This is a genomic window from Lacrimispora algidixylanolytica (genome assembly GCF_003609635.1).
In the GTDB taxonomy this organism is placed as follows: Bacteria; Bacillota; Clostridia; order Lachnospirales; family Lachnospiraceae; genus Lacrimispora; species Lacrimispora algidixylanolytica.
Genome location: NZ_MCIA01000035.1, coordinates 149,709 through 166,877, shown reverse-complemented (window position 1 = coordinate 166,877; position 17,169 = coordinate 149,709). Strand labels below are relative to the sequence as shown.

At 42.1% G+C, this 17,169-nt stretch carries 12 protein-coding genes; all 12 read right to left on the bottom strand.

Annotated features, from left to right (window positions below):
* Nucleotide 1 precedes the first annotated feature (1 nt).
* On the bottom strand, nt 2-2,161 hold the full coding sequence (pknB, locus tag BET01_RS21085; protein ID WP_120198840.1) for a Stk1 family PASTA domain-containing Ser/Thr kinase: 2,160 nt from the start codon (nt 2,159-2,161) through the stop codon (nt 2-4).
* The gene (locus BET01_RS21080) at nt 2,158-2,901 is read right to left on the bottom strand and encodes a Stp1/IreP family PP2C-type Ser/Thr phosphatase (protein ID WP_120198839.1); all 744 of its coding nucleotides are present in this window, start codon (nt 2,899-2,901) and stop codon (nt 2,158-2,160) included. The genes pknB and BET01_RS21080 overlap by 4 nt, the downstream gene beginning before the upstream one ends.
* A 21-nt stretch (nt 2,902-2,922) precedes the next feature.
* A complete protein-coding gene (rlmN, locus tag BET01_RS21075) occupies nt 2,923-3,960 on the bottom strand; it encodes a 23S rRNA (adenine(2503)-C(2))-methyltransferase RlmN (RefSeq protein WP_120198838.1) in 1,038 nt (345 codons plus the stop codon).
* 4 nt (nt 3,961-3,964) lie between these two features.
* The gene (gene rsmB / locus BET01_RS21070; protein ID WP_120198837.1) at nt 3,965-5,293 is read right to left on the bottom strand and encodes a 16S rRNA (cytosine(967)-C(5))-methyltransferase RsmB; all 1,329 of its coding nucleotides are present in this window, start codon (nt 5,291-5,293) and stop codon (nt 3,965-3,967) included.
* The gene (locus tag BET01_RS21065) at nt 5,286-6,002 is read right to left on the bottom strand and encodes a zinc metallopeptidase (RefSeq protein WP_120198836.1); all 717 of its coding nucleotides are present in this window, start codon (nt 6,000-6,002) and stop codon (nt 5,286-5,288) included. Before BET01_RS21065 ends, rsmB begins: the two co-directional genes overlap by 8 nt.
* 2 nt (nt 6,003-6,004) lie before the next feature.
* The gene (fmt, locus tag BET01_RS21060) at nt 6,005-6,943 is read right to left on the bottom strand and encodes a methionyl-tRNA formyltransferase (RefSeq protein ID WP_120198835.1); all 939 of its coding nucleotides are present in this window, start codon (nt 6,941-6,943) and stop codon (nt 6,005-6,007) included.
* Between the two features lie 2 nt (nt 6,944-6,945).
* Nucleotides 6,946-7,437 carry a peptide deformylase gene (def, locus tag BET01_RS21055; protein WP_120198834.1) on the bottom strand — a complete coding sequence of 164 codons (492 nt, stop codon included), beginning with the start codon at nt 7,435-7,437 and terminating at the stop codon, nt 6,946-6,948.
* A gap of 18 nt (nt 7,438-7,455) precedes the next feature.
* Nucleotides 7,456-9,684 carry a replication restart helicase PriA gene (gene priA / locus BET01_RS21050; RefSeq protein ID WP_120198920.1) on the bottom strand — a complete coding sequence of 743 codons (2,229 nt, stop codon included), beginning with the start codon at nt 9,682-9,684 and terminating at the stop codon, nt 7,456-7,458.
* Between the two features lie 32 nt (nt 9,685-9,716).
* Entirely contained in the window at nt 9,717-11,087 is a 1,371-nt protein-coding gene (locus BET01_RS21045; protein ID WP_120198919.1) for a UDP-N-acetylmuramoyl-tripeptide--D-alanyl-D-alanine ligase, read from the bottom strand.
* Nucleotides 11,088-11,198: 111 nt separating this feature from the next.
* Complete coding sequence (locus tag BET01_RS21040; RefSeq protein ID WP_120198833.1) at nt 11,199-12,665, bottom strand: UDP-N-acetylmuramoyl-L-alanyl-D-glutamate--2,6-diaminopimelate ligase; 1,467 nt, start codon at nt 12,663-12,665, stop codon at nt 11,199-11,201.
* 11 nt (nt 12,666-12,676) lie between these two features.
* Complete coding sequence (locus BET01_RS21035; RefSeq protein WP_120198832.1) at nt 12,677-14,347, bottom strand: formate--tetrahydrofolate ligase; 1,671 nt, start codon at nt 14,345-14,347, stop codon at nt 12,677-12,679.
* A gap of 37 nt (nt 14,348-14,384) precedes the next feature.
* Nucleotides 14,385-17,108 (bottom strand): FtsK/SpoIIIE family DNA translocase, encoded by a 2,724-nt coding sequence (locus tag BET01_RS21030; RefSeq protein WP_243117296.1) that lies wholly within the window; start codon nt 17,106-17,108, stop codon nt 14,385-14,387.
* Between the last annotated feature and the right edge of the window lie 61 nt (nt 17,109-17,169).

Genomic DNA, 17,169 nt, shown 5'->3' with positions numbered 1-17,169 from the left:
CTTACGATTGAGGAACCGGAACAAATGTAATGGAGTAGGAATTGATGATATCTCCCGTCTCTACATTAACAATTTCTACCGATCCGCTTGTTACACCATAAGCTCCTTCTATGTTTTTAAATGTTACCGGAAGCAATTGGTCGCCATTCATAGTGACTGGTGCCATAAGTTCCCGAATATCATCCTTACCATTTACTGATTGTCTGAGTTGAATCTTTAAGGTCAACTGTGTGCTTCCCGAACCTGGCCCAATGATGTTTTGGAGAGAATAGGATTTATCAATGGAAGCAAGGTATTTGTACCTGGCTTGCTGCGCGGTTCCACTACTTACCACAATATTTACGGCTGTTCCGGATTCTACCTGCGTGCCTGCCACCGCAGACTGGGTGATAACCATTCCTCTAGATACTGTATCAGAAATCTTCTCTGTAACAGTTCCTTCAATCAGTCCCACGTCAGCTAACATTTCAGCCGCCAGTTCCTTTGTCTGTCCAGCTAAGTTTGGCACTGTTACTGGATTCGTAAGGGCAGGGCCACTGCTCGATACAATCGTAACAGTATCCCCTTCTTTGGCTTCTGTAGGGCTATAGCTTATTACGTAGCCACTCTGAATACTTTCGTTACTCTTTTGTTCTATTTTTACTACAATCTTTTTTTCTTCTAATATGGACTTTGCAGATGTGGCTTCCATCTTTTCAAGTCCTAACTTGGTTAGATTAATCTTAACGTGTTCTGGTCCTTTGCTGACTACCACATAAACAGCTGAATATTTATCAACTACAGCTTCAGCAGATGGGTCTTGGGAGACAATATCTCCTTCTTCAACGGTTTCTGAAAATATATAATCACTGATTTTCATATAAAGGCCGCCATTTTCCTTAAGCTTTTGTTCTGCTATTTCTGTAGTCAGACCAAGAACATCTGGCATCTTTACACTCTTTTCACCTAAGGTTTCACCAGTGGAAGCTTCTACCGTAGTCTCCTGCGTTTTTGAGGAACCAAACCGAAATAAGCCACCCACCTTTGCAAATACCACAACAAGTACGATTACGATAATAACTGCAACTACAACACCTGCCGCAGTCAATAATTTTTCAATCTTTGGATTGATATCTTCACCAGAATCGTCTTTTCTGGTTCTAGCAGCTGTCTGTTTGGAATTTCCACCTCTGTCTGGCTGGCGGTCCTTCCTCTGATCTTTATCACGCACACCATGGGCGGCGGAAGGAGCATCTGATTGGACTTTCCTGCCAGATCGAATCTGTTCTAGTTCTGGTTTTCCAATGATTACCGTCTGGGAATCATCGATCTGAGGATTATGCTGAACAAAATCACCATTGGGGTCCACCAGGGCATGCCGTAAATCAGATATAACCTCTTGCATACTTCCGTAACGAAATTCAGGCTTCTTTTCCGTGGCTTTTAGAATAATGTTTTCAATTCCAACTGGAATATCTTCATTATAATAGCTAGGAGGTGTGATTGGCGTCTCTAAATGAGCCAGGGCAATGGTAACCGTATTATCTCCCTGGAATGGTACCCGACCAGCCACCATCTCATACATGCTGATACCTAATGAATATACGTCACTTCTGACATCACTGTATCCGCCTCTTGCCTGCTCTGGAGATATGTAATGAACAGAGCCTACCGCTGTAGCACTGAGCGTCTGGGATGATACCGCTCTAGCAATGCCAAAATCCGTAACCTTAACTTTACCATCTCTGGCTATGATAATATTCTGCGGCTTGATGTCTCTGTGTATAATACCTTGTTCATGAGCGGCAGCAATGCCTTGTGCAACCTGTACGGAGATTCCGATTGCTTCTTTCGTGTCCAGGAATCCCTTCTTAGATATATAGTTTTTTAATGTAATTCCTTCAATTAGTTCCATTACAATATAATGGAGACTGCCCTCATCAACAACATCATAGATATTTACAATGTTGGGATGGGAAAGGCGTGCTACCGCCTGTGCCTCCATCTTGAATTTACTGACAAAACCACTATCTAAACTGAACTCTTCCTTTAATAATTTTATAGCAACGAGGCGGTTTAATTTATGGCACAGGGCCTTATACACATATGACATGCCGCCGGAACCTATTTGTTCCAGTATCTCGTATCTGTCCTGTAAAAATGTGCCAGGTCTTAGAATCATAAGCTTTCCTCCTTGCCAATTTCCGGATTAATAAGAACAACCCCTATGTTGTCCTTCCCTCCATTGTCATTGGCGACTGTTATCAATTTCTCTGCCTTTTCCCCCAGTTCCAGTTCTGAGCATATGATTTCTTCCATCTCAGCGTCCTCAAGCATGTTGCTGAGTCCGTCAGAACACATAAGTATATAATCTCCCGGCTCAAGGCTGACCTCAAAAAAGTCGATATCAAGCTTATCTTCTGTACCAACCGCTCTTGTAATGATATTCTTTTTTTCACGGTAATCTCTGCTTCCCCGTTCCATCTGGCCAAGGGAAACAAGTTCTTCTACATAGGAGTGGTCTCTTGTAATCTGCTTTAACTTATTTCGAATTTGATACAACCTGCTGTCTCCTACATTTGCCACATACATGGTTGAATCTTCAATAACAGCAGCTACCAGAGTCGTCCCCATCCCGTTTAATTCTGCCCTATCTCTAGACTCCTGATATAACATCTTGTTGACTTTTTCTATACCTTCACGCAGAAGGGGTATAATTTCAGAATTACCGGCCTGCTTTAAATGCTCCACCAGATGCTCTGAAATATATCTGGAAGCATAATCCCCAGCCTTATGACCGCCCATACCGTCTGCAACCAAAAAAAGGTTGGGTAGCATCCCAACCGAATTGGTTGAGGCATATACATAATCCTGATTGGCCGTACGGACTCTTCCAATATCAGTCATAGCGCAAGCCCTCATCGCATCATTCTCCCTTCTGCATTATTCCTTGTTAATAAAACTCTTTCTAAGCTGTCCACAGGCACCGTTAATATCTCGTCCCATTTCTCTTCTTATAGTAACATTAATTCCGTTTTTTTCAAGATAATTTTTAAAAGAAAGGATTGCTTTACGGTCAGACTGTACATAATCCCGTTCTTTAATTGGATTTACCGGAATCAAATTCACATGTCCGTTGACCCCTTTTAAAAGAGTAGCAAGAGCCTCAGCTTCTTTTAGGTTATCATTAACTCCACTTACTAAGCTATATTCGAACGTAAGCCTTCTACCTGTTTTATCGAAATACTCTTGACATGCAGGTAATACTTCGGAGAGAGAATATCGCTTAGCGATGGGCATTAGGCTCTTTCTTACTTCATCATTTGGAGCATGAAGGGAAAGCGCTAGCGTAATCTGAAGATCTTCCTCCGCTAGTTTTTTTATCCCTGGCACAATGCCACAAGTAGATACGGTAATGTTTCTCTGGCTAATATTTAGACCATTCTCATCCGTAAGAAGACGGATAAAGGTAATCAAATTATCGTAATTATCCATGGGTTCCCCAGAACCCATAACCACTACGTTTGATACTCTTTCTCCGGTCAGTTTCTGGATTCTGTAAATCTGGTCCAGCATTTCGGAGGCACTTAAGTTTCGTTCTAATCCATCAAGGGTGGACGCACAAAAACGGCACCCCATGCGGCATCCTACCTGAGAGGATATGCAAACGGAATTCCCATGATTGTATCTCATTAAAACACTTTCAATGATATTTCCATCAGAGAGGCCGAATAGATATTTTCTTGTTCCGTCTATTTGTGATATTTTTTCATCTACGACCACAAGGGATGTAAATGCTGCTGACTGCAGCAATTTTTCTTTCAGAGATTTGGGAAGATTGGTCATTTCATCAAAATCGGAGGCCAGTTTTTTATGCATCCATTCGTAAAGCTGCTTTGCACGAAATGCTTTCTCTCCGATTGATTCCACATAGTCGGAGAGTTTCTTCAAATCCAGAGATTTTATATCTGTTTTTTCCATTTTTTTACCTTTTTATAAATGCCGAAAGGAAGAACCCGTCACAGGGATGAATTCCCGGCAATAATTGAATATATCCTTGCTTTAAAGTTTCAGAAGTAATCTCGGTTCCAAGCTTTCCAGTAAGATCCAAAGGATCAAACGGAAATTGTTTTAGAAACCAACGTGCATTCTCTTCGTTCTCTTGTTTATTAACAGTGCATGTACTGAAAACTAATGTTCCGCCTGGCTTTACATAGGACTGGACCGTCGTAAGTATGTCTCTTTGAAGAGATGTGAGAGCGGTTAGATCTTCCGGCTTTAACCGATATTTGATATCCGGTTTTCTTCCCATAATTCCTAGTCCAGAACATGGCAGGTCTGCGATTACAATATCTGCCTTTTCTATGGATTCCTGATCCAAAACCAATGCATCCTGAACTTTTGTCCTTATATTTGAAAATCCACATCGGTCGATGTTTTGCTGTATCATCTCCACTTTATAAGTATTTAGATCACGAACCTCTACAAGACCTGTTCCACGCAGCTTATCTGCGATATGAATGCTCTTTCCTCCTGGGGCGCCACAAACATCAATAACGTAATCTTCTGGTTTGGGATCGGCAGCTTCTCCTACGAATACAGAGCTTAAATCCTGGACCTGGATCAATCCTTTGCGGAATGCTTCCAGACTGTCTAAATAATCGTACTTATCCAGATAGAGTACGCCCTCAAAAATTCCAGATTCGGTTACCATAACCCCTTGTTCCTCAAGGCTTTTTAAGATTTCTTCCTTGGTTCCATTGGCATAATTACAGCGAACTGTAGTTTTCTTGTTCTTTAAAAAGGATTCCATCATCGTTGCTGAAATATCTTTTCCATATTCTTTTTCCCACATGGATACAATCCATTCTGGCATAGAATATTGAATTGAGGTATTTGGCCAGGTAAGCGTTTCTTTGTTTCTGGATATATTACGGAGAACTCCGTTGACAAAGCCTTTTAAGCCAGTAAACTTCCTTTTTACGGCAAGCTTAACGGCTTCGTTGCAAACGGCTGAATCTGGTACCCGGTCCATATACAAAAGCTGATAGACGGATAAGCGTAAAATAGTACGGATGACCGGTTTCATCTTCTTAACTTTTGTGCTGGAAAAAGAGTCAATCACATAATCAATCTGGAGCAGGTATTCCAAAGTTCCTTCTACCAGCCTTGAAATAAAAGCCCGCTCCGATTTTTCCAAAAATTGATATTTATTTAATGCCTGACGCAGAATAACATGGCTGTATCCTGACTTTTCCAGTATTTCCATCAGGATATCTAATGCAATCTCCCTGCTATCTGTTTCTTTAGTCATCTTGCCTTCTTCCTCCAAATAAAAATACTAATCTTGCTAGCTGTAACACAGTTGCAGCCAAAGCAGCTACATAAGTAAGTGCTGCCGCTCCTAAAACTTTTTTGGTGTGTCCAAGTTCTTCACTTCCCAAAATACCAACCTCCCCAAGAAGGCGAATCGCTCTACTTGATGCATTAAACTCCACAGGAAGTGTAACGAGCTGAAACATAACAGCTATGGAAAAAAAGATTAATCCAATGTTTACCAAAGGGGAACCAGCTCCTCCAATAAAAAATCCTAAGAGTATAATTGGAAATGCTGCCTGAGATCCAATATTTGCAACTGGGACAATGGCTCCTCGAAGCTTTAAAGGAATATATCCCACATTATCCTGCATGGCATGACCGCACTCGTGTGCTGCCACACCAATCGCTGCAACTGAAGTGGAATCATAGACAGAATCCGATAAATTCACTGTCTTTGACCTTGGATCGTAATGATCCGTAAGCTGACCACTCACCGGACGAACTTGTATATCATATAATCCCTGGGAATTTAAAAGACGTTTGGCGGCCTCTGCTCCAGTCATCCCCGACATACTTCTTACTTTTGAATATTTATTATAAGTGCTGTTTACTCTGGCCGATGCAATCATTGATATCACAGCTCCAATGATTACAAGAATCAGGGTGGGATCATAATAGTATCCCATCATTCCTCCGAAAAACATAATCAAACACTCCTTTCAAAAACAGTACCTTCCGCGATCTGATATCCTCGCAGAAATGCACCAATATCCATGCGCTTTTTTCCCTGCATCTGAAGTTCTTTAATGGATAAGCCACCTTTGCCGGTCTTCACCACCAAACAATCTTTTCCGGTTTCCACCACTTCTCCAATGGCTCCCGCGTATTCTTTGTCTACAACATCAGCTTCCCAAATCTTTATCACTTTTCCATTCCAGCCTGTATAGGCACTGGGCCAAGGATTAAGCCCCCGGATCAGACGCTCGATGACATCTGCCTCCATAGACCAGTCAATATCACCCATGTTTTTTTTAATCATACCAACGTAGGTGAACTTTGATTCATCCTGAGGGATTCTAACTGCAGTTTTATCTTCCAGCTTATTTAATGTCTTTATAATCAAGGAACCACCAATTTGACTCAACTTCTCGTGAAGACTTCCACCGGTTTCCTTTAAATCCAGAGTTACTTTAGCCTGATCCAGCATATCTCCAGTATCCAAAGCCTCTGCCATCATCATAGTGGTAATGCCACTTTCCTTTTCCCCATTGATAACTGCATACTGTATCGGAGATGCACCTCGGTACTTGGGAAGAAGTGAGGCATGTATATTGATACAGCCGTGTTTTGGGATGTCTAAGATACTCTTTGGCAGAAGTTGCCCGAAGGCTGCAACCACCATGACATCTGGAGCAAGATCAGAAAGGAGCTTCACAAATTCAGGGGCTCTGGCTTTTACAGGTTGATAAACTGGAATGTTATATTCCAATGCCTGTTCCTTAACCGGTGGCATCTGAACTTCTTTTCCTCTTCCTTTTGGTTTATCTGGCTGTGTGACGACTGCAATTACATCATGTCCAGCCTCAACAAGTGCCTTTAGAGCAGGCACAGAAAAATCAGGTGTTCCCATAAAAATAATGCGCATATTTACTCCTCTACTTCCAACGTTTCTAAAAGATCGGATACATCTTCTAACTCACCTTCTACTATATCCACATATAGATCACCATTTAAGTGATCGCATTCGTGGCAGATTGCTCTGGCTAGAAGTTCTTCCCCTTCCAGTTCAAAAGGTTTCATTTCAATGTCATAGGCTTTTACTTTGACATGATTAGGTCTTGTCACAGTACCAGATTTACCTGGAACACTAAGACAGCCCTCTGGCCCAGTCTGGCTTCCGTCTTTTTCTATGATCTCAGGGTTGATGAGTACATACTGATTGCCGTCATCAACATCAATTACTACAATTTGCTTTAATACTCCAACTTGGGGAGCAGCAAGACCCACGCCGTTTGATTCATACATGGTTTCAAACATGTCTTCAACCAGCTCTATGATTCGCGGTGTAACTTCCTTCACCGGTTTACAGTGTTTTCTTAAAATTTCATCTCCAATGGTTCTAACCGTTCTAATCGCCATCTTCTCTTATCCTCTCATTTATGAAAAATCATATTGTATCAGAACCAGATCAAATAAATCTGGTCGGTTTTCAGAAAAACCATCAATCTGATCCCTAATTTTTATTAGTATATCATAGTTTTCGTGTTTCAAGTATAAAATTTTTCTGTATATATCATTAATTTTGTATACAGAAGCCTCTGCTGGGCCAATTGTTTGCACCATTTCCTCTTCTGTCATAGGAGAAATATATGCCGTCACAGCATCTGCAGATGCGGCCAATGTTTTTTCGTTCCTGGAAGAAAACTGGACCGTTAAAAGTACGTTGGCTGGAGGATATTTCATCATCCGCCGGAATACCATTTCCTGATTGTAAAATGTGGGATAATCCTGATTAGCGGCTGCGGTGATGGCGTAATGCTCCGGACTGTATGTCTGGATCACCACATCACCAGGTTTTTGGTCTCTTCCGGCCCGGCCTGCCGCCTGGGTCAGAAGCTGGAAGGTTCGTTCTGCCGCCCGGTAGTCTGGAGTATATAAGGATAAATCCGCCGCCAAAACACCTACCAGTGTTACATTTGGAAAATCATGCCCTTTTACAATCATCTGAGTTCCAATTAATATGTCTGCTTCTCCTTCGGAAAAAGCGGTAAGGATTTCCTCATGCCCGCCTTTTTTCTTTGTGGTATCCAGATCCATACGAAGAGTTCTGGCAGAAGGAAACATTTTTTTTGTCATCTGCTCAATTTTTTGAGTACCCACTCCAAAATTGGCAATGTAAGGGGAACCACAGGAGGGACACTTTTCCGGCATTGGGATGGTATGACCACAGTAATGGCAGACTAAGCTTTTATTGTTATGAAGTGTCAAGGTTACGTCACAGTGGGGACATCGTATGGCCTCACCACAGGAACGGCAGGATACAAAGTTAGCATAACCACGGCGGTTGATAAAAAGCATAATCTGTTCTTTTTTCTCCAGACGGTCTTCCATCATCGCTTTTAGGTTCTTACTGAAAATCGTTTTATTGCCTTCTTTTAATTCTTGTCGCAAATCTGCTACCAATACATTTGCCAGGCGGCTGTCTTTTTTCGCACGTTCTGTTAAAAGGAAAAGCAGGTATTCTCCTCTCAGAGCTTTGGTATAGGCCTCTAAGGACGGAGTTGCGGATCCTAATACCAGGGAAGCGCCTTGTAGTGACGCTCTTTTTTCTGCCACCTCTCTGGCATGATATCTAGGAACCACTTCGCTTTTATATGCTCCTTCGTGTTCCTCATCAATGAGAATCAGTCCTAATTTTGCAAATGGGGTGAAAAGAGCGGATCTGGGGCCTATCATAATATCAATATCTCCATTTCTGGCCCGTTCAAACTGATCATATCGTTCTCCTGCGGAAAGCCTGGAATTGATAATGGAGACTCTACTCCCAAATCGTCCATAAAACCGCATTACCGTCTGATAAGTCAGAGCAATCTCAGGTATGAGAAGAATGACCTGTTTCCCATCTTGAATGACTGTATCTATCAGTTCCATATAGACTTCTGTTTTGCCGCTTCCGGTAACTCCGTGAATCAAATAAGTTTGTCTTAAATCCTCCGAATAATCCTTGGAAAAACGATCCACGATAACTTGCTGTTCCTGGTTTAATAATACTCGAGGAACTTGGCTTTGTTTCATTTTAATAGGATTTCTATATATTTCTTCAGACTCCATGCTTACAAATCCTTTTTCAATCATTGGCTTTAATGTTGCAGAGGATAAGTTCATCTGATTAACTGCTATTTCATAAGGAATGAGTGGATTATCCATAAATGCCAGAAAAAGTCTTGATCTGGCTTTATAACTTTTTCTCTCTGATTCTTTCCATGCCTCTAATAACGCCTCCCTTTGAAGAAGACAGCGTAGAACTTTTTTTTCTTTTGGCTTAATCTTCTGCTTTACCGGGAGCACGGTTTTCAGTGCCTGATTCATGGTGGAGCCATATTGTTCTTTTAACCACCAGGCAAGGGAAATAAGCAGGGATTCTGCTGTAACACTATCCGTTACAATCCCTGCTATTTCTTTGATCTTATCTCTGTCATAATCTGCATGTGGGGTAATGCCGACCACATACCCCTTGCGCATGGCATTTCCCTTCCCAAAAGGAATTAAGACTAAGGAACCCACAGATACCTCTTCAAACAAGCGCTCTGGTATCCGGTAATCAAAGGTTCTGTCTACTTTTTCATGGGAAATATCTATGATAATACGGGCATATCGTTCTGTCATTCCTTCACCTGTTTCCATTGTATCTCTAGAAATTAAACCAGATGGAACTGATCTACCACCTGACTGAGTTTCATACTGTTAGAGCCTTTGAAAAGGACGCCATCTCCTTCTTTTAACTCTCCTTTTAAATATGCAATAAGAGCATCCTGTTCCATGAATTCCTTTATCAATATGCCGTTTGATTGTTCTCTTACGGCTCTTGCAATCTGACCTGCCAGCTCTCCCAGTGTTACCAACTCATAAATCGGATGAGCTACAATGTATTCTCCGATTTCATAATGGTATTTGGGTGCGTCTTCCCCCAACTCCTTCATATCGGCTAATACAGCAATCCTTCTTTTGGCATTTGCTAGAGAACTTAGTACTTCAAGGCCTGCTTTCATGGAAACAGGGCTTGCGTTATAAGTATCGTCAATGATTGTCATTCCATCTACATCATAGATCTGCTGACGGTTTTTAAAACCAGTAAACTCGTTGAGTTTTCTAGCAGCTGCTTCCAAAGAGATTCCATTTTCTGAAGCAACGGCCAGAGAAACCATAGCATTAAGGACATTGTGACTTCCCATAACAGGAAGCTTTACGAATACTTTTTGATCCTTGTAAGTAGCAGTAAATGCGGGGAAACCATCTTCCAAATGTATGTTTTCAGCTCGATAATCTGCATTGTCACCAGTTCCATAATATATGGTCTTGCAGCCTTCCCTGGCTTTTGTATCTCTTAAAAGGTCATCATCGCCGTTTAAAAACAAAATCCCGCCCTCTGTGAGTCCATCTTGAATGGTAAGCTTTTCTTTATAGATGTTTTCTCTGGAGCCTAGTTGTTCGATATGGGTCACTCCGATATTTGTAATAACTGCCATTTGAATCTTTGAAAGTGTTGCAATAACCGTAAGTTCTCCTGGTTCGCTCATTCCAAGTTCAATAACTCCGATTTCATGGTCAGGCGTGATTTCAGATAGAGTAATAGGAACACCAACCTGACTGTTATGGTTTCCAGAAGTTTTAAACACGTTAAAGCCTGCACTAAGAGCACAGGCCACCATCTCTCTTGTTGTGGTCTTCCCTACGCTTCCTGTAATTCCAACCAAAGGAATGGAAAGGCGCTCTCGATAAAAACAACCAATTGCCTGAAGGGCGTCTTTGGTATCAGCCACGCGAATCCAGGGTTTTTCTGCATCCACGGCATCATGCTCACTGGTCAGTGTCGCCGCGGCACCATTTAAAAAGGCTTGGTCAATAAACTGGTGGGCATCCACCTTTTCCCCGATCAAAGGAACAAACAAAGAATGTTCCTTCTCATTTCTAGAATCAATGCTTATATGTTGTAGAACGGTATCTTTGCTTCCACAAAGAAGGGTTCCTCCCGTTGCTAAAAGAATTTCATTAATTGTCATGTTTACCATTGCTTCCTCCGTTTCTCGTACGCCTCTGGCGCACATTCCTCCCATCTGCCGTGGAAAAGCCGAAAGCCGCATATTCACAGCTTCCGGCATTTATTTTTCACTTTCCGTTTTTTAGATATTTAGAATCTTTACTGCTTCTAAAACCTCTTCCCGATCGAGGAAATGGTGGCGTACCCCATTCATCTCCTGATAATCTTCGTGGCCTTTTCCAATAATTGCAATCATATCCCCTGGTTCTGCATGGGCTATGCTGTAACGAATGGCTTCTCTACGGTCTGGGATTTCAATAAATTTGCCAGCAGTCTTTGAAATGCTTCCTCTGATGTCTGCAATGATATCTTCTGTTTTTTCAAATCTGGAATTATCCGCTGTAATAATTGTAAAGTCAGCCAGACGACCGGCACTGTCACCCATAGAATAGCGGCGGTCTTTGGAGCGGTTTCCTCCACAGCCAAACACACAGACCAGACGTTTTGGATTATAATCCCTAAGGGTGGTGAGAAGACTTTCCATGCTTATGGCATTATGTGCGTAATCTACAATAACCGTACATTTTTCAGAGCTGTATACGATTTCCATACGTCCATTTACACTAAGATGTTCCAGTCCATGGCAGATCCTGTCTTTTGGAAGGTCAAGAAAGCTTAAGATGCTGACTGCAGCCAGTGCATTGGCCACGTTAAAGCGACCAGGAATATTAACCCGAACGGGAAGGCTGTATCGTCCTTTTACATCAAATTCAATTCCAACAAAATCGGATTGGGATACGTAATGGATGTTGTCTGCTTTAAAATCCGTTCCCTCGGCATCCATGGAGAAGAAATAAAGCTGGCAGGAAGCATCTTTTGTTACCTGTTCCCAGTGCACATCGTCTTTGTTCATAACACCCTTTTTGCAGGTATTAAAGATTCTTGATTTATAATAAAGATATTCATCAAAATCTTCGTGTTCATCTGGACCAATGTGATCTGGGGAAATGTTCGTAAACAAACCGTAATCAAAGGTGATTCCAGCGACCCGGTGCATCTTGTAAGCCTGAGAGGATACTTCCATTACTAAGTATTCGCATCCAGCCTCTACCATGGTTTGAAAGGCCTCATGCAGTTCATAGGATTCCGGAGTTGTATTCTTGGTTGGAGTTACGACGTCACCAATGACAATGCCAGTGGTACCGATCATTCCAACTTTTTTTCCGCAGGATTCTAAGATTGTTTTGATCATATGAGTTGTGGTGGTCTTTCCCTTTGTGCCTGTAACTCCGATGGTCACCATCTTTTCTGCAGGATAGCCAAACCTGGCGGCAGACAAAAGAGCAAGAGCCTCTCTTGCATTATGTACATAAATTGCGGTCACACCTTCGGGAACAGGTACCTTTTCTTCCATAACCAAAACCTTCACCCCGGCTTTTACGACAGCCGGGATAAATTCATGGGAATCAACTTTAGTTCCCTTCATACATACAAATACAGCACCTTCTCTGGCTTTTCTGGAATCATAAACGATTTCATCCACGTCTTCATCAAGGCTTCCCTGTAATACTTCATAGTTTAAGTCTTTCAGCCATTCTTTAAACTTCATAGAAACCTCCATTAGAATAACCCGGTAATTATTCCATCTTTATTAATATCAATCCCGTCAGCCGCTGGTTTTTTGGGAAGTCCAGGCATCGTCATAATGGCACCCGTCAACACAACAACAAATCCTGCACCAGCAGACACATACGCATCCCGTACATTGATTTCAAATCCTTCTGGACGCCCAAGTTTCGTCTGATCATCAGAAAGGGAATACTGTGTTTTAGCCATACAAACAGGTAGATTTCCAAATCCCATTTCCTCAAACTTCTTCATAGCTCTTAAAGCGGCCGGTGCATAAGTCACTCCTTCTGCACCATATATCTCTCTTGCAACGGTTTCCACTTTCTCCTTTAATCCCATATCATCAGGATATATAGGTGAAAATTTGCTTTCTTTATTTTCCAGGGTATAAAGTACTTTTTCAGCCAGTTCGACTCCGCCTTTACCGCCCTTTTCCCAAACCTCAGATAAGGCGAATTCACATCCTCTTTCCTCACAGAATTTCTTGACAAACTGATATTCTGCCTCAGTGTCAGGTAGGAAGGAATTCAAGGTCACAACAACTGGAACTCCGTATTTTTGCATGTTTTCTATATGCTTTTCAAGGTTTACGATTCCTTTTTCTAAAGCTGGAACATTTTCTTGACTCAACTGATCTTTTGCTACACCGCCGTTATATTTAAGTGCTCTGATGGTGGCTACTAGAACAATTGCATCTGGTTTTAGGCCTGCCTTTCGGCATTTGATGTCCATAAACTTTTCTGCTCCAAGATCTGCTCCAAAACCTGCTTCGGTCACTACAATATCTGCCAGCTTTAAAGCTGTCTTGGTGGCACGGACACTATTACAGCCGTGGGCAATGTTAGCGAATGGACCGCCATGAACAATGGCTCCAGTGTGTTCCAGAGTCTGAATCAGGTTTGGTTTTAGGGCATCCTTTAAAAGAGCTGCCATGGCTCCCACTGCATGTAACTGTTCCGCCGTCACTGGCTCTCCAGCATAATTATATGCCACAATAATCTTTCCTAGGCGTTCTTTTAAATCTTCCATATCATCTGCCAGGCAGAGGATAGCCATGATTTCTGATGCAACCGTAATTACAAAATGATCTTCCCTTACAAATCCTTCTGCTTTTGATCCCAAACCTACGACAATATTCCTGAGGGCACGGTCGTTCATATCCAAACAGCGTTTCCAGATAATCTGACGAGTATCGATTTCCAAAGTGTTGCCTTGATGGATGTGGTTATCCATTAATGCCGCCAATAAGTTATTGGCTGAAGTGATGGCATGAAAGTCTCCCGTAAAATGAAGGTTTAAATCTTCCATCGGGACAATCTGAGCATAACCGCCACCTGCCGCGCCTCCTTTGATTCCAAAGCAAGGTCCAAGAGATGGTTCCCTTAAAGCGATCATTGCCTTTTTCCCCATAACACCAAAGGCCTCTCCAAGACCTACCGTTGTGGTTGTTTTACCTTCTCCGGCAGGAGTTGGATTAATCGCTGTTACTAGAACAAGCTTTCCATCTTTTTTATCTTTCACTTGTTCCCAAAGCTCATCAGACAGTTTTGCCTTATACTTTCCGTAAAGTTCAATTTCATCTTCGTCAATTCCATAGGAAGCAGCAACTTCCTTAATGGGAAGCATCTTGGCTTCCTGTGCGATCTCAATATCTGTCTTCATGTGTAAGATCCTCCTTTTAATATGAACCATATCTATTTTAATACCCCTGCTCCAACATCTCCTCAAACTCTTCTGTACTCATTAATACCTTACGTGGTTTGGTACCTTCTTCTTCGCCTACCACATTCGCTTCTGCAAGCTGGTCCATAATCCTGGCGGCCCTGTTAAAACCTATTTTAAACATTCGCTGAAGCATACCAATGGAAGCTTTATCTTTATCAATAATGAATTTAGCTGCCTGTATAAAATATTCATCCCGGTCATTTCCTGACCCCTTCATATCCTGTCCTGCAGGAGCAGAAGAAATCATGTTTTCCACCTCAAGATCATACTCTGGTGTCATGCCTTGCTCTGTTAGAAATTCAACTACTTTAGAAACTTCAGAATCTGATATAAAGGCACCCTGGACTCGCATGGGTTTTGGATAACCAGCTGGATAGAATAACATATCACCCTTACCAAGAAGTTTCTCCGCACCGTTCATATCAATAATCGTTCTAGAATCCACACCAGAGGAAACGGCAAATGCAACTCTTGATGGTACATTGGCCTTAATCAGTCCGGTGATGACATTAACCGATGGACGCTGAGTTGCGATAACAAGATGGATTCCAGCCGCTCTAGCCAACTGAGCAAGACGACAGATGGCATCTTCTACTTCTCCAGGTGCCACCATCATAAGATCTGCAAGCTCGTCTATGATAATGATAATCTGTGGCATCTTTTTCGGTTTGTTCTCGTCTTCTATATCCTTGATGCTTTCAACTTTAGCATTATATCCTTTAATTTCTCTCACATTATACTGAGCAAACTTATTATAACGGTCCGTCATCTCTGCAACAGCCCAGTTCAATGCACCAGAAGCTTTCTTTGGATCGGTTACGACTGGAAGAAGCAAATGGGGAATTCCATTATAAACACTTAGTTCCACCACTTTTGGATCTATCATGATCAGCTTCACATCTTCTGGATTCGCTTTAAAAATTATACTCATAATTAACGTGTTAATACAAACGGATTTACCGGAACCGGTAGCACCGGCGATAAGGAGATGGGGCATTTTCCCGATATCCGTAACAACGACCTGACCTCCGATGTCTTTTCCCACGGCAAATGCGATATTTGAGGAATGAGTCTTAAAGTTTTCCGCCTCTAAAATATCCCGTAGATAAACAACATTATTTTCTTTGTTTGGTACTTCAATGCCCACTGCTGATTTCCCTGGTATGGGAGCTTCAATACGGATATCTGCCGCAGCCAGACTTAACTTAATGTCATCAGCAAGGCTGACAATCTTACTGACTTTTACGCCTTGTTCTGGATGAAGCTCATACCTGGTCACAGATGGACCACAGCTAATATTGGTAACGGTTACACCTACGCCAAAGTTTTGAAGTGTTTTTTGAAGCTTGATGGCTGTTTCTTTGTATTCCCGGTCAGAAAAAGTCGCTGCTTTTCCTTTTTTTAGCAGAGTAAGTGGGGGATATTCGTATTCTTTCTTTACAACTTCCACTTTTTGCTTGATCTGCTGGCTGACTGATAGATCGCCTTCCTTTGCAGCTTCTTCTCGTTTGGTAACCAGCTTTTTCTGCAAAGCCTCGGTATCTGTTTCAATTATTTTACCGGAAGCCGTAACGACTCTCTTTTGTTCTTCTCGGACGGTAAAGGTTTCTGGAGTCTCTACCGGGTAGTAATCTTCCTCTACCACTTCCATCTCCTGTAACGTTCTGTTCTCTTTCTTCATATATATAGAAGGTTCGTCCAATTCTTCCATCATTGGCTCGACTTTCCAATCAGGCTCAAATGGAACCGAATCTTCATCTGCCTTTCGAACCGGAGAGATGCTACCGGTAAATAGATCGGCGGGATTTGCTCTTTCAAGTTCTGTCGCGGTCACTGCAGCCAGACGTTCTGCCTGAATATCAATATCTTCTTCCAGATATTCATCCATAACCATCATTGGTTCTGTTACAAGCTCTGCTTCAAAATCCACTGGAGCAGGTCTGGGAACCACTTGGGATGAGATGTCGGAAAGATTCGTCGCATCCAAATTAACTCCGCGAAGTTTTTGTTCTTCCCGCAGTCTCTTGCGCTCTTCCTGTCGTTCTGCATGAATCTCTCTATGTATATCAATATTTTCTCTTGCATGACGATAAGCTTTCCCACTTCCGTTTTTCACCAAATCCACAAAGGATTTTTCCGTGATACAGACACCGGAAATGACAAGGAGAACAATAATTACAAGATAGGCTCCTACGACACCGATTATGGCTGAAAGCCCTTCTGCTAGTAGTCCTCCGATTAACCCGCCGCCTCTTCCACTGACTGAGGATTCTAAATAAATGTCAATCAAAGTGGTTCCTTCACCGGGACTGACTCCGAATATAAGCTGCAAAAAACCACACAAAGAAACCAGCGCCAGTACAAAGGACGCCAGCTTAAATGCTGCTCTCGGATTTCCCTGATTTGATAAGAAAAATGCAGTTCCAGCAAAAAGAAGCACCGGTGCAATGTATCCGATTCCTCCAAAAATACCAAGCTGTACACTACGTAAAAACTGACCAACCATACCGCATAAACCAAAATTGCTTAAAAATAGTATGGAAGCAGCCGCAAATGACATCATGATAACTACTTCTGAGTGGATAAATTCCGGTTCCGGCAAAACCACTTTTTTTCTGGAACTGCTGTTTCCTGATCTCCCGTTTTTTCCTCTTGTCCCCTTTTTTTCTGTTGTTTTCTTTTTTGTTGTCTCAGGCACAATACTTCCCCCTTTTATCCATTGGTAACAGTATACAAAAAAATCGGGAGAATTGCAACGT

Excerpts from the sequence above, each read along its gene's own strand:
- pknB (WP_120198840.1), bottom strand. The coding sequence starts at position 2,161 with ATGATTCTAAGACCTGGCACATTTTTACAGGACAGATACGAGATACTG.
- BET01_RS21080 (WP_120198839.1), bottom strand. The coding sequence starts at position 2,901 with ATGAGGGCTTGCGCTATGACTGATATTGGAAGAGTCCGTACGGCCAAT.
- rlmN (WP_120198838.1), bottom strand. The coding sequence starts at position 3,960 with ATGGAAAAAACAGATATAAAATCTCTGGATTTGAAGAAACTCTCCGAC.
- rsmB (WP_120198837.1), bottom strand. The coding sequence starts at position 5,293 with ATGACTAAAGAAACAGATAGCAGGGAGATTGCATTAGATATCCTGATG.
- BET01_RS21065 (WP_120198836.1), bottom strand. The coding sequence starts at position 6,002 with ATGTTTTTCGGAGGAATGATGGGATACTATTATGATCCCACCCTGATT.
- fmt (WP_120198835.1), bottom strand. The coding sequence starts at position 6,943 with ATGCGCATTATTTTTATGGGAACACCTGATTTTTCTGTGCCTGCTCTA.
- def (WP_120198834.1), bottom strand. The coding sequence starts at position 7,437 with ATGGCGATTAGAACGGTTAGAACCATTGGAGATGAAATTTTAAGAAAA.
- priA (WP_120198920.1), bottom strand. The coding sequence starts at position 9,684 with ATGACAGAACGATATGCCCGTATTATCATAGATATTTCCCATGAAAAA.
- BET01_RS21045 (WP_120198919.1), bottom strand. The coding sequence starts at position 11,087 with ATGGTAAACATGACAATTAATGAAATTCTTTTAGCAACGGGAGGAACC.
- BET01_RS21040 (WP_120198833.1), bottom strand. The coding sequence starts at position 12,665 with ATGAAGTTTAAAGAATGGCTGAAAGACTTAAACTATGAAGTATTACAG.
- BET01_RS21035 (WP_120198832.1), bottom strand. The coding sequence starts at position 14,347 with ATGAAGACAGATATTGAGATCGCACAGGAAGCCAAGATGCTTCCCATT.